This window comes from Brevibacterium sp. HMSC07C04 (assembly GCF_001815905.1).
Classification (GTDB): domain Bacteria; phylum Actinomycetota; class Actinomycetes; order Actinomycetales; family Brevibacteriaceae; genus Brevibacterium.
The window spans coordinates 38049-50179 of record NZ_KV823279.1 but is presented as its reverse complement, the minus strand read 5'-3'; the positions used below and the strand labels follow the sequence as shown (position 1 = coordinate 50179).

Genomic DNA, 12131 nt, shown 5'->3' with positions numbered 1-12131 from the left:
CGACGGCGCTGCGCCGAACGGTCGCCCCGCAGCGTCCGCAGGGCCTGCCTGCGCGGCCATCGAGGCTGGAGGAACGAGCTTCGACGAGCTGTACGTCAACTCAACGGCGATTCGGGATACTTCGACCGCAGCCTTGGCGTATACGGGAAGGCGGGCAGCCCCTGTACTCGCTGTGGGGAAAGTGTGCGGAGCAGCACGATCGCCGGACGCACATCCCATTGGTGCCCCGGGTGCCAGAATGCCCAGCGGCGGTAATGACACCACCGGCCTGCCCTGAGCGGCCCGGTGGCTCACGTGAATTCGGCGATGAGCGCTTCCACCCGCTGGCGGATGTCGTCGCGAACTGCTCGAACGAACTCCAACGACTGGCCGGCGGGATCATCGACCTGCCAGTCCTCATACCGTTTTCCCGGGAAGATGGGGCAGGTGTCGCCGCATCCCATCGTGATGACAACATCAGACTCTGCCACGTCGTTCTCGCTGAGTCTTTTCGGCTGCTGGCCGGCGATATCGATCCCGACCTCACGCATAGCTTCGACTGCAGCGGGATTGATTTCAGCGGCAGGCGCCGAGCCTGCCGAACGAACCTCGAAGTTCGGGCTCAGTGCACGCAGCCACCCCGCGGCCATCTGAGACCTGCCCGCGTTGTGCACACACACGAACAGCACTGAGTGCTTCTTCACTTCCGATCCTTTCCATTCGGCGCGCAGATTTCGTCCAACGCCAGAGCCGCGCTGTGACCCAACGGCGTGACGCGGTACCACACCCACGTCCCGCGACGGGAAGGTCGTGGCCGATCTCGTCGACCCGCACGGACACCACATGTCGGACGCCTTGCCGAAGTTGCGAGGCCTCGCAGAGTTCGCCGAGCGATTCCCCGGCGACTTCCGACGTATTGAATCGGTCGCTGAGACGGGTGGAACACTTCGGGTCCTGGACATCACGAAAGCATCCGTGCGCCAGGCCATTCGTGATGCGCATAGCGCAAAGGCGCTGTACGAGTCGGGTCTCGCGAACGACTACTGATCTATTCGAAGCGCGACGGTCGACGTGCGAGTTCGATGTCAGTGGCTCGTTCTAGTGTTCGAAGTGACAACACGGAGGGGGGGTGATGGCCCTGAAGATGTTTCTGGCTGGTCGCGCGCAGATCACCACGCTAGCCAAAACTCATGCCCTGTCGCCTCTCCTCGAAGCGGTCGTCAGCGGAGACACGTCCGTGGAGAGTATGAACGGAGAGACATGACAGATGGACAGTCCGCCGAGGTCGGCCCCGATGATCATCTGCTCGCCCAGGTGCGGGAGGCCTACGGCCGTGTTGTGTACAGCCACAAGACGCACGAGAAACAGGCGGACCTCTGTTTTAAGAGGCACCGCGTGCAGCAGGGTGTCCTCGTTGCGCTCACCGCGGCCAGCTCGGGGACTTTCCTCGCCGCAGTACTGGGGGCGACTGTCAACCCTGAGCTGGCGGGCCTCGCGACGTCGTTCGCCGCGCTTTTGGTTTCCGCCCTCAGCCTCAGCACCAAGACGTTCAGGTTCCACGAGGAGGCCGAGGCACACCGTGACGCGGCTTCGAAGCTCTGGGATGTCCGTGAGTCCTACCTGTCGCTGATCACAGACCTCATGTCGGGCGCGGTCTCCACAACTGATGCTCGCGCGCGCCGAGACGAACTTCAAGAGGCGGCCCGTGTCGTGTACGCCACAGCACCACGAACGTGGAAGAAGGCATTCGACAAGGCAACCGGCGGACTGAAAAAGAGGGAAGAGCTCACGTTCACGTCCGACGAGATCGACCCGTTCCTTCCCGAGAAGCTCCGAATGAATGAGGAGGACTCGCGAGGATGAAGGTCTCTGAGATCTTCGGTCAGTTGCTCGAGAACCTGAAGGTCGGCGACGCCAGCACGACGATCGCCATGCGCCGCGATGCGATCATCAAGGCTCTGAACGAGGACTTCCGGTCGATCGAGGGCTCCACGGCGCACCGCCTGATGGTCGGCTCCTACGGCCGGCACACTGCGATCCGCAGCGTCTCGGACCTTGACCTGATTTTCATTCTCCCTAGTGGTCTGCGCTCGAGCTATGACGACGAGAACGGACCACGGCGAGTTCTGAACCGGGTCCGTGACGTTCTGACGAAGCGGTATCCGAACACCGACGTACGCGTCGACCAGTGCGTCGCGCGCGTGCAATTCACGACCAACAAGTTCAAGTTCGAAGTGCAGCCGGCGTTCGAGAACGCCGATGGCAGCTTCGACTACCCGGACACGAAATCTGAAGGTTGGAAGCTCACGAAGCCGCACGACGAGATCGCTGCGACGAAGGAGTGCAACGACCGCACGTCGAACAACATGCGGCACCTGGCTCGGATGGCGCGGGCATGGAAGGATGCGAACGGTGTAGCCATGGGTGGCCTGCTCATAGACACCCTCGTCCACCGGTTCTTTTCGACAACGAGCGAGTACGACGACAAGGGGCCGCTCTGGTTCGACTTCATGGTCCGCGACTTCTTTGAGTTTCTCGCGAACGAGCCGAACCAAGAGCGCTACCTTGCCCTCGGCAGCAAGCAATGGGTGGCTGTGAAGGCGCGGTTCCAACCGAAAGCCAAGAAGGCCTACAGCCGGTGCCTCGAAGCGATCGAACTGGAGGGGAAGGCCGCCGCGAACAGGAAGTGGCGTGAAGTGTTCGGTACGGCGGTGCCGCTGGCCGACACGAAGACTGATCGCACGTTCGACGACACGGAGGAGTTCGTCGAGCACCTCTATCCGGTCGACATCGCGTATTCGGTAGCCATCGACTGCAAGGTCACGCAGAACGGATTCCGCACAATGTTGCTGCGGACGATGCTTCGAGACAAGACTCCACTCCTTGCTCGAAAGGGGCTCGACTTCATCATCGTCGAGTGCACGGTGCCCGAGCCGTACGAGGTCAAGTGGAAGGTACTGAACCAGGGCTACGAGGCCGAGCGGCGCAACAAAATCCGTGGTCAGATCGTTCCGTCGAGCCGTCCGGGCACCAGACATGAGCAGACGAACTTTCGCGGCGACCACGTCGTCGAGTGCTACATCCTCAAGGACGGCATCGTTGTCGCGCGTGATGCCATCGACGTACCGATCTCAACCAATAACGATTCGTAGAAGGGAGCGTTGGGTGTGAGACCCGCGTCATTCGCCGAGGTCATGGGGCGAGGCGCTGGTTCGTACGGGCACGACTACGACGCAACGTACATGTTCCATTTCGAGTACCACCTGGAATCCCTTGGTCCTCGGGGTTGATGAACGAAAGGATGCCTCATCCCGCAGCAGAGCTTCGTGGCTGAACGGGCCTCCCAAGGCGCGAGCATTCAGTTGGTGGTCGCGAGGAGCTCCGCGGGGGAGACATCGAGCCCGTGAGCGAGCTTGAAGATGATGTCGAGCGTTGGGTTGCGACGGCTACGCTCCAGGCCGCTTTGTAGGTGCGGTCGAGACTGACGTGGTGGGCGAAGGCCTCCTGTGAGGCCCAGCCTTGCTCCTGGCAGAGTTCGCTGAGATGCTCGCCGAATGCGATGCGGTGCGCGGACTCCCTCTTATCTCAACGGTTTCGCTACGATGACCATGAGTCCACGGACTGTGAGTCACATTAGTCGGTCCGGGGTGATCGCGGTTGTGTCAGGCTCCGGGCAATGCGAAGGAGCGAGTAGGGCATGGGGTCGAGCGACGAGTGGGGCAACATCTCCGCGGCTGCAGATCGCGAGTCATGTAGCCCGCAGGCCATTTGCCGACGGATCAAGGTTGGGGTTCTGACGGCGCGCATAGAAGCGTCCACGGCTCGCGATGGGCGGCACACGGTTAAGGCTTGGGTCTGGGTCTCTGAGCTCGACAAGGTGTTCGGTCACGCGGCTCGGGAGGAGCATGTTCGAAGGATCCGAGCCACCGCTCAGCCGCTGACACGCGGCCAGGAGAGCGCTCTGCGTAAGGGCTTCACGATCATCTTGCAGAGAAGCAGGCGAAGCGGACGAGACGTAGGGTCGGCGGGGAGGCCGTGGGGTGCCTACAGGGGTATCTTCGTGAAGTCTCGCCAGGCGGGCTGAGCAGCCCGCACTGCTAGAATCGAAGGCGTATGCCCCGGTGACTGTCCGGGCCTCCTGGCCCGGACCCCCGGGGCATCAGTCTTGTAGGGGGGGGGACGCATATGCCGACCGAGCCGCTGCATCTGGTCGATTCCCACGAGTGGTCTGGGCTGTGGTGGTTGCCCGACGCGCCGGATGAGCGTGTCCCGGGCGTGCTGCGATACGACCGCGACGGCGGTGCGGAACTAACGTTGATCGGCACCTTCGAGGACCGGGTCATGACGTCGCCCCGACCAGGCGTGACGCATGTGCATGAAGGCACACGGTCGTGGGACGTCATACTCGGCGTCGCTGAGAAGAGGGAGATCACCCTCCTTGGGTGCATCCCGACGAGCACGAACCGATCCTTCGGCGCGCGGGTGAAGAGCCCCGACAAGCAGGTGGTTTCGGCTCAATCCGCGCTGATCGGCGTCCACGCGGCGAACACGGAAGCTGCACTGTTCGAAGGACTTCAGATCTCCGTCGAGGACGTCGGTCGTTGGGCGGCAGACGGGGTCTTCTCGTCGTCGATCGGCGGCCCAGGCGGGACGCCGTTCGATGGCAGCGGCTCTATCAGTGCGAAGCCGCTGGAATCGACGTCGGTCCTGGTCGACGGCACCGAGTACTCACTCGAGCATCTTCGCAATCCTCCGTACGTCGACGAGCTTCGCGGGAGAACGACCGCGCGGATCCGCGACACGGTCTTCCTGCAGATCGCTCCGCCGGACGCGTGCTCCTTCGAGGAAGCGCTTGCGTCCGCGAAGTCTCTGCAGGACCTGATCTCGCTCGCGACCCATCGTGCTGCCGGGGTGATCTGGCTGCGGCTGAAACTGAAGGCAGACGGGCCGGGGGCCGAACGGCATCCGATGGAGCGTTATGTCGAGGTGCTCTACTCGCCCGCCGCCGTGGGGGAGCGGGATGCAAAGGCCATCGAGCACCGCAGAGTGTTCTTCACCTGCAGTGACATCCCCTTCCAGGAGATCGTCCCGCGATGGTGTGCGGTGCATAATCGCCTCCGGGCCTCGACGGACCTGATCTTGGCGCTCCTGTACGCGCCAGCGCAGTACGTCGAGAGCCGTCTTCTCATGGCGGTCGGCGCTGCCGAAGCCCTCCATCGGGCGCTCGGAATCGAAGAGCTCCCGATGCCGAACGCTGAGTTCAAAAAGATGCGCGAGGCGATGCTTGAGGTCGCTCCGGAGGATCAGCGGGAGCGGCTCAAGTCCGCGATCCGCAACGACATGACTCTCCGCGACCGGCTCGAGGCTCTTGTCAATCGGCCTGACCAGGAGGCGGTGTCGGTGCTCGTTCCTGATGTTGAACGATGGGCCAGCAGGACGGTAAAGGCCCGCAACGACCTGGCTCACGAGGGACGCACCCCCAGGCACGAGTTCGACGAGCTCGTCGCCGTCGTCGAGGTGACGACGGGCGTGGTGATCCTGAATCTCCTGCACGAGATCGGGCTGCCCGCAGACCGTCAGCGAGCGATCGTGAGCGAGCATCCACAACTCCGGATGATCGCGCGTTGGGCGAGGGCGGAGCTCGTGACGCCCGAAGCGTGAGCTCGTCGAATGTGAGGAGCAGTACGCTCGACCACGTCACTGACGGCCTAGCCAGCCCGCGTAGGGGAGTCGAGTCCCTATCGAATCACCACTGGAATGACGACTCGACTGGCCATTGGTGAGGGTCATAAACGAGTCGAATCGGGATATTTCGACCGCAGCCTCGGCGTCTACGGAAAAGCCGGCACCGCGTGTACCCGCTGCGGTGAAACTGTGCGCAGCAGCACGATTGCCGGGCGCACATCCCACTGGTGTCCCGCGTGCCAGAAACCGCAGCGGCGGTACTGAACCGCAACCATACGAAAACCGATAGCAAAAGGGCCCGTGGGGACAGCGGACGCTGCTCCCACAGGCCCTTTGCTCAAGCAGTTCGGGCTGAACCTCGGATCAGACTGAGATCTGCTCGGAAAGCTTGCGCAGTTTGTGGCGTGCGAGTGCCAGGTTCGCGTGACGGCGATCCAGGACGAGGTAGATGAACAGACCTTCTGTTGCCGAAGTGTTGAGAACGCTCAGCAGGTGGTACTGCGATTCGAGCGTAATCATGATGTCTTCGATGTTCTCGTTGATGCCCAGGTCGGCAATGGTGGCGAGCTTTGCGCGAATGACATTCGAGTTGCCGGCAGCTGCGACGTTGAGGTCAAAGTTCGGGTTGCCGCCGGTTCCAAGCTCCATGCCCGAGGCGATGTCGACGATTGCTGCACCCGTAGCGCCTTCGATTTCGAGGAGGCTGCGAAGGGACGCCTGAATATTTGCTGACATAGTGTTCTCTTTCGTTTCTGACCGAGGATCGGTCTCCTCGGAAGAAGAATCGTCGAAGTGCTCATCTCCTTCAGAGTTCTGCAGGAAATGAGGTCCTTCGTTATTGGCACTAGCAGTATAACCGCGCACTTCAGTGAACAACGGCGTGGGTTCGGCCGAAAGGTCCTCTGCGGGGCTTTCGGTGGTGTAGGTCTCCGCGGGGAGATCCTGTTCGCCTGCGTTGTCAAAGGTTATCGCAAAGTGGTCGCGGGGTGGGTCGTCGGCGCTTTCTGCTTCAACAGGCTCGGGGTCATCAGGGGTGTCTGGGTAGTCAACTTCGAAAGATTCAGGGGCGTCGTAGTCGTCCAGGTCGGTGTGAAAGGCACGCCCGGGGCCCGGCGCTTCTTCCTGCCACGGCCGCACTGGATAGTTTGAACCGGCAGCGACCTGAGGCTGTAGGGCGCCGTAGTGGTGGCCGGTCTGCGGAGAGGCTGGCGTGGGGGTATCTGAGTTCGGCGGGGTCTGCATCACGTGTGAAATATCGGGCACATAGGGTTCGTCAGTCTGCACTTCATCTCGCTGCTGTGGTGAGCGGCGAAGAAAGTTGAAACTCATTCAATCTCACCTTGAACACCAGCGTCGGTGGTCTCCTCGGCGGTTTCTTCGGTGTTCGATGACGAGCGTCGCTTGCTTGTTGTGCGGAACGGGGTGTAGCCCAGGGCGATCATCATGATTGTGTCTTCTGTGAAGCTGTCGGTCTCGTGCGGGCCGATGAGCCTGTTTTCGCGCATAACAGCGACTCTGTCGCTCAGGGCGAGCAGTTCGCTGATATCGGATGACAGCAGGACGCAGGCGCTGCCGCGGCTGGTGACCTCTTCCAGGAGCTTGTACACGGCCTGGCGCGAAAGTTCGTCAACTCCGCGGGTGGGCTGGTTGAGCACGAAGATGTTCGCATCGCTGTGCAGGGACTTGGCGACAGCGAGCTTCTGCTGGTCGCCTCCGGACAGTTCGCCGACCTTGCGGTGAATGCTCGGAGTTTTGACCCGCAGCTCCTGGAGGGTGCTGACGAGTTCCCTGAAGCTCTGGACCTGGTCGGTGAACGACTGATCGTCTTCGTCGATTTTGGAGTACTCGGACGCGAGGTTATTGCCTTCGCCGTAGTCAACCTGACCGTCAGTTTCTCCCAGGGTGAAGATTCCCGCCTGCAGAGCATCCTCCGGGCTGGAGAAGCTCTTCTCTTCGCCGTTGACGACAATCGTGCCGGAGGTGTGGGCAGCCTTGCCGCTGATGATGTCGGCCAGCTGTTCCACACCGGATCGGCGCAGTCCCGTGATGCCGAAGATCTCACCCTTGTGGAGGGAGAACGTGGTCGGTGAGAGCTTGTCGTCGAGGGCGACATCCTCGAACCGCAGGATCTCATCGCCGATCTCGCCGCGCTTCTTGGTGGGAACGGGAGCTTCGGTATCGAAGATTTCGACTGTGATCGTGTCGCGGTCAGCTTCGCGGGGAACCAGGATTGAGCGAAGCCTGCCGTCTCTGATCACTGCAATGCGGTTCGACAGTGACTGCAGTTCGTCCAGGCGGTGGGAAACATAGATGATGGCGCGGCCCTGCTTGGACAGGCGGATGATGAGGTCGTGCACCAGCGAGATTTCGTGGTCGTTGAAGGAAGCAGAAACCTCATCCAGCAGGATCAGGGCCGTTTCCTCGTTGGCCAGCCGCAGGATCTCCACCATTGTGCGCTCGGCCTGAACAAGGTCGCGCATCTGCTCGTCAGCAGAGATGGCAACCCCGTTGTCTTCCAGGAGGCGGGTTGCTTCAGCGCGCTTTTCCTCATCCGTGAGCTTCGACAGGTACGAGGTGCGGAACATCGCGTGGTAGACGGTCTGGTCCTCATCCACCGAGATGCGCTGAGGGATGTAGCCGACGCCGATGGCTCGGGCCTCGGCTTCGGTTTCCGGGGCGAACTTCTCATCTGCGAGGGTGATCGTGCCCTCGTCTGGGATGATGCCTCCGGAAAGAACCTTCAGAAGTGTAGATTTGCCGGCGCCGTTGGCGCCGACAATGCCGAGAATCTCGCCCCGCTGCAGCGTGAATGAAAAATCATCGAGAGCGGTTTGAGACCCGTGTTTGACAGTCAGCCCCTCAACCGTCAAAACAACATCGCTGGTCATTAAGCCTCCACTTCATTGCAGATTCAGTGTTCGTGCCCGTGCCTGGTGCCGTGCCAGATCCCCCGAATGTGCGGAGTTTCGGTACGGCGTACGCGAAAGGCAGTCTACACGTGTTCGCAAGACCGCCGACGCTTTTAAGCGGAGAGCCTACATATTTCTTAATGAGGCTTGTTTCTTCCGGACCTTGCCAGCGGTGCTTCCTCAGCTTTTGCTCCGTCACCGCGGGCGGCTTACTCTGAGGGCGGTTCATGGGAGCCGGGACACGCCCGGCTGAGAGGGCGAAGCGGCCGACCATCAGCACTCGAAGCGGATCATGCCGACGTGAGGAGAATGGTGAAGACAGCGGTCATCGGGGCGGGAATTCTCGGACTCGCCACAGCTGTGCGGCTGAAGCGCCGCGGTCATGACATCACTGTCTTCGACCCGGAACCGGCGTTGGGAGCATCATATGCGGCCGCCGGTATGCTCGCCCCAGTCGCGGAAGTCCAGTTCGGCCAGGACGGTTTGCTGCCGATTATGCAGAAGGCCCTCGAGGAATACCCGGAGTTTCTGAAAATGCTTGGTGTTGCCCCGGAGGCTGTCGGCTTTGAAACCGCGGGAACCCTCCTGGTGGCCGCAGACTCCGGAGACCACGAACACCTTCAGCGGATGGAGCGGGCCTACGCCGCACGCGGTCTGACATTCAATCACCTGCCCGGAAGCGGGCTCGCCCGCCTCGAACCCGGTCTGGCGCCCGGCCTGGCAGCCGGAGCCGAAATCTCCGGTGACCTCCGCATCGACCCTCGCCGGCTCATGGAGGTCATGCTCGGCGCACTGGAGTCGACTCCCATTTTCCGCCAGCGCGTCACCCGCATTGCCGGGGCGACAGTGGAAACCGCCGACGGCAGACAGCACCCATTCGACACGACTGTCGTGGCAGCGGGCATGGGCATCGCCGGGATCGCGGGCCTGCCCGAAGATTCCAAGCCGACCCTGCGCCCCGTATACGGAGACGTCATCCGCGTGCGCACCCCCGACAGCCGCCTGCGCTTCGGTCCGCTTGTGCAGCGGACAGTCCGCGCCGTGGTCGCAGGCCGAAGCGTCTACATTGTGCCGCGGGCAAACGGCGAAATCGTCATCGGCGCATCCGTGCGCGAAGACCGCCCTGAAACCGACCTGGGCAGTGTTGCAGACCTCCTGGCTGACGCCGTCACCGTCGTTCCCGGTCTGCGCGACTGCGACCTCGTTGACGTGACAACCCGCGCCCGCCCGACAGCCGAAGACGACATGCCGGTGGTCACACGGACCGAGGTGCCCTGCCACTCGTCAGCAGGACCGGAAGCGAACCCCGCTGGCACCTCGGCGGTTGTCGTCGCAGGAGGACTGTCCCGGCACGGAATCCTTTTGACCCCTTATATTTCCCGCTTGGCTGCCCAGGCCGCCGAGACCCACACGGAAGGAAAAATCCCATGAGCATCACGGTCAACGGCACAGTGCAGGAACTCGAAGGCAGGCTCACGGTGCTTGACGTCGTGGCCCGCACGACCAACACGCAGCTCAAAGCCGACGGAACACCCGCCGACGGCAGCCGACCGGGCATCGCGGCAGCACTCAACGGCGCTGTCGTGCCGCGCGTACGCTGGGTGCGAACGGAAGTAGAAGACGGTGCCGTCATCGACATCGTCACAGCAGTGCAGGGAGGCTGACGTGCAGCCGCTGACAATCGGACCGACCACTCTGACGTCCCGGCTGATCATGGGAACCGGCGGGGCAGTCGACCACGCGAACCTGCGTGCCGCCCTGCAGGAGTCCGGGACCGAACTTACGACCGTCGCCATGCGCCGCTACAGCCCCACAGAAGCCGGTTCGCTGTTTGCCATGCTGTCCGACCTGGACATCAAGGTGCTGCCGAACACCGCCGGATGCTACACCGCGGCGGACGCAGTGCTCACCGCCGAACTCGCCCGGGAAGCCTGCGAAACCCCGCTGGTGAAAGTTGAAGTCATCGCAGACGAAAAAACCCTCCTGCCGGATGTCATTGCAACGCTGGAAGCCACCGAAATGCTCGCCGAGCGCGGCTTCGTACCCTACGTCTACACCTCGGACGATCCGGCTGTAGCCAAGCGGCTCGAATCCGCCGGGGCTGCGGCCGTCATGCCGCTGGGTGCCCCGATCGGGTCCGGTCTGGGCATTCTCAATCCGCACAACATCGAACTCATCTGCTCGCGCGCCTCTGTTCCCGTTGTGCTGGACGCCGGGATCGGCACCGCGTCCGAGGCGTCGCTGGCAATGGAGTTGGGCTGCTCGGCTGTTCTTCTGGCAAGTGCGGTCACGCGTGCAGAAGACCCCGTCGCCATGGCAAGGGCTATGCGCTTGGCCGTCGAAGCCGGCGGCTGGGCCCGAAGCGCCGGCAGGATCCCCACGCGCCGACACGGTGCTGTTGCATCGAGCAGCTTCGACGGGCTTGTCACCGGCCATGATCCGGCCGAAGGATTCCGCGGAATGGGGGTCACGCAGTGAGCGATAACACGCCGCTTGGACTGACACCGGAGGATGCTGAGCGTTTCCGCAGGCAGATGGGCCTGGCCGGCTTCGGTGAACAAGGCCAGGCCCGGCTGCTGAAGTCTCGGGTCGCGGTTGTCGGTGCGGGAGGACTCGGAGCGCCTGTGATGCAGTATTTGGCCGCCGCGGGGGTTGGCCACCTCGAAATCATTGATGACGATGTTGTCGAACGCAGCAATCTGCACCGCCAGGTCATCCACTCCGAATCCGACATCGGCAGGCTGAAAGCCGAATCTGCAGCCGATGTGTGCCGCGGTTTGTTCCCCGGAATCGAACTGACCCTGCACACCGACCGGCTGACAGCAAAGAACGCCCTGCACGTTCTGCGTGATGCTGACCTTGTCATAGACGGCACCGACAGCTTCGATTCCCGCTACCTCATCTCCGATGCGTGCGAAATGCTGCGCAAACCCGTCATCCAGGGATCGGTGCTGCGCTTTTCGGGCCAGGTGGGCGTCTTCTGGGCGGGCAAGACCGGCACCTACCGCGACCTCTACCCAGAAGCCCCTGACGCCGGATCCACACCCACGTGTGCGGAAGCCGGAGTCATCGGGGTGCTGCCGGGAATCATCGGGACGCTGATGACGATGGAGGCCATCAAGCTTCTGGCCGGCGTGGGCGAACCAGCACTCGGCTCCGTTCTCATCTATGACGGGCTGGCCAGCACAATGCGAACCCTCACCGTTGCCGCTGACCCGGAGCGGGCACCGGTCGACCACCTCGACTCCGCCGCCGTCATCACCCCGGCCGCCCTCGAAGCGCGCCTGCGGGCAGGCCAGCCCACCCTGCTGATCGACGTGCGCGAAGCCCGCGAATACGCCGCAGGGACCATTCCCGGAGCGCACAGTGTTCCGCTCAGCGCTCTCCTGGAAGGGGCACAGCTTCCGAAGTCCGATGCGCCGCTGACGGTGCTGTTCTGTCAGGCCGGTGTGCGCTCGCTACAGGCACTCGACATTCTCAAAGCCAGGGGAATGCACGAAGGCGCGGCCAGTCTTGTCGGCGGCATAAACGCGGTTTGAGGCGGTTTGGCGGCTATGC

General features: G+C 62.6%; 16 protein-coding genes and 1 riboswitch. Of the genes, 11 read left to right on the top strand and 5 right to left on the bottom strand.

Annotation, left to right across the window (positions count from 1 at the left end; translation table 11 throughout):
* Positions 1 to 219, bottom strand: a 219-nt coding sequence (locus HMPREF3162_RS12160; protein ID WP_371089271.1) for a hypothetical protein, incomplete at its 3' end; no start/stop codon positions are given.
* On the opposite strand from HMPREF3162_RS12160, the gene HMPREF3162_RS12155 reads away from it, so the two are divergent.
* The gene (locus HMPREF3162_RS12155) at positions 184 to 255 is read left to right on the top strand and encodes a hypothetical protein (protein ID WP_371089270.1); all 72 of its coding nucleotides are present in this window, start codon (positions 184 to 186) and stop codon (positions 253 to 255) included. The two genes, HMPREF3162_RS12160 and HMPREF3162_RS12155, sit on opposite strands and share 36 nt — an antisense overlap.
* A 35-nt stretch (positions 256 to 290) precedes the next feature.
* Here the strand turns inward: HMPREF3162_RS12155 and HMPREF3162_RS11445 are convergent, their stop codons facing one another.
* Entirely contained in the window at positions 291 to 683 is a 393-nt protein-coding gene (locus HMPREF3162_RS11445; protein ID WP_226829370.1) for an arsenate reductase ArsC, read from the bottom strand.
* 106 nt (positions 684 to 789) lie between these two features.
* Between HMPREF3162_RS11445 and HMPREF3162_RS09145 the strand changes: the two genes are divergently transcribed.
* The 4 genes from HMPREF3162_RS09145 to HMPREF3162_RS12055 all read left to right on the top strand — a co-directional run bounded on the left by HMPREF3162_RS09145 (position 790) and on the right by HMPREF3162_RS12055 (position 3269).
* Entirely contained in the window at positions 790 to 1026 is a 237-nt protein-coding gene (locus HMPREF3162_RS09145) for a hypothetical protein (RefSeq protein ID WP_070574081.1), read from the top strand.
* A 213-nt stretch (positions 1027 to 1239) separates the two neighbouring features.
* Entirely contained in the window at positions 1240 to 1842 is a 603-nt protein-coding gene (locus HMPREF3162_RS09140; RefSeq protein WP_070574084.1) for an SLATT domain-containing protein, read from the top strand.
* The gene (locus HMPREF3162_RS09135) at positions 1839 to 3131 is read left to right on the top strand and encodes a nucleotide-binding domain-containing protein (RefSeq protein ID WP_070574087.1); all 1293 of its coding nucleotides are present in this window, start codon (positions 1839 to 1841) and stop codon (positions 3129 to 3131) included. The genes HMPREF3162_RS09140 and HMPREF3162_RS09135 overlap by 4 nt, the downstream gene beginning before the upstream one ends.
* 15 nt (positions 3132 to 3146) lie before the next feature.
* The gene (locus HMPREF3162_RS12055) at positions 3147 to 3269 is read left to right on the top strand and encodes a hypothetical protein (RefSeq protein ID WP_256278268.1); all 123 of its coding nucleotides are present in this window, start codon (positions 3147 to 3149) and stop codon (positions 3267 to 3269) included.
* Between the two features lie 68 nt (positions 3270 to 3337).
* Here HMPREF3162_RS12055 and HMPREF3162_RS12150 read toward each other — a convergent pair whose 3' ends face one another.
* Entirely contained in the window at positions 3338 to 3436 is a 99-nt protein-coding gene (locus HMPREF3162_RS12150; protein ID WP_371089269.1) for a helix-turn-helix domain-containing protein, read from the bottom strand.
* 728 nt (positions 3437 to 4164) lie between these two features.
* Between HMPREF3162_RS12150 and HMPREF3162_RS09125 the strand changes: the two genes are divergently transcribed.
* Entirely contained in the window at positions 4165 to 5640 is a 1476-nt protein-coding gene (locus HMPREF3162_RS09125; protein ID WP_070777650.1) for an ApeA N-terminal domain 1-containing protein, read from the top strand.
* Between the two features lie 96 nt (positions 5641 to 5736).
* The gene (locus HMPREF3162_RS12145) at positions 5737 to 5928 is read left to right on the top strand and encodes a zinc finger domain-containing protein (RefSeq protein WP_370919386.1); all 192 of its coding nucleotides are present in this window, start codon (positions 5737 to 5739) and stop codon (positions 5926 to 5928) included.
* A 99-nt stretch (positions 5929 to 6027) separates the two neighbouring features.
* On the opposite strand, the gene HMPREF3162_RS12050 is transcribed toward HMPREF3162_RS12145, so the two are convergent.
* Positions 6028 to 6993, bottom strand: a complete 966-nt coding sequence (locus HMPREF3162_RS12050; protein ID WP_256278269.1) for a roadblock/LC7 domain-containing protein — start codon at positions 6991 to 6993, stop codon at positions 6028 to 6030.
* The gene (locus tag HMPREF3162_RS09115) at positions 6990 to 8552 is read right to left on the bottom strand and encodes an ATP-binding cassette domain-containing protein (RefSeq protein ID WP_070574092.1); all 1563 of its coding nucleotides are present in this window, start codon (positions 8550 to 8552) and stop codon (positions 6990 to 6992) included. Before HMPREF3162_RS09115 ends, HMPREF3162_RS12050 begins: the two co-directional genes overlap by 4 nt.
* Positions 8553 to 8790: 238 nt before the next feature.
* A riboswitch (TPP riboswitch) is annotated at positions 8791 to 8897 on the top strand.
* Here HMPREF3162_RS09115 and HMPREF3162_RS09110 point away from each other — a divergent pair.
* The 4 genes from HMPREF3162_RS09110 (at position 8883) to HMPREF3162_RS09095 (ending at position 12112) form a co-directional block, all read left to right on the top strand.
* Positions 8883 to 10004: an FAD-dependent oxidoreductase gene (locus tag HMPREF3162_RS09110; RefSeq protein ID WP_070574095.1), complete on the top strand. Its 1122-nt coding sequence runs from the start codon at positions 8883 to 8885 to the stop codon at positions 10002 to 10004. (Overlaps the previous riboswitch by 15 nt.)
* Entirely contained in the window at positions 10001 to 10237 is a 237-nt protein-coding gene (gene thiS / locus HMPREF3162_RS09105; protein ID WP_070574098.1) for a sulfur carrier protein ThiS, read from the top strand. The genes HMPREF3162_RS09110 and thiS overlap by 4 nt, the downstream gene beginning before the upstream one ends.
* A gap of 1 nt (position 10238) precedes the next feature.
* Positions 10239 to 11051: a thiazole synthase gene (locus HMPREF3162_RS09100; protein WP_083304123.1), complete on the top strand. Its 813-nt coding sequence runs from the start codon at positions 10239 to 10241 to the stop codon at positions 11049 to 11051.
* Positions 11048 to 12112: a ThiF family adenylyltransferase gene (locus HMPREF3162_RS09095; RefSeq protein ID WP_070777649.1), complete on the top strand. Its 1065-nt coding sequence runs from the start codon at positions 11048 to 11050 to the stop codon at positions 12110 to 12112. The genes HMPREF3162_RS09100 and HMPREF3162_RS09095 overlap by 4 nt, the downstream gene beginning before the upstream one ends.
* Positions 12113 to 12131 lie beyond the last annotated feature (19 nt).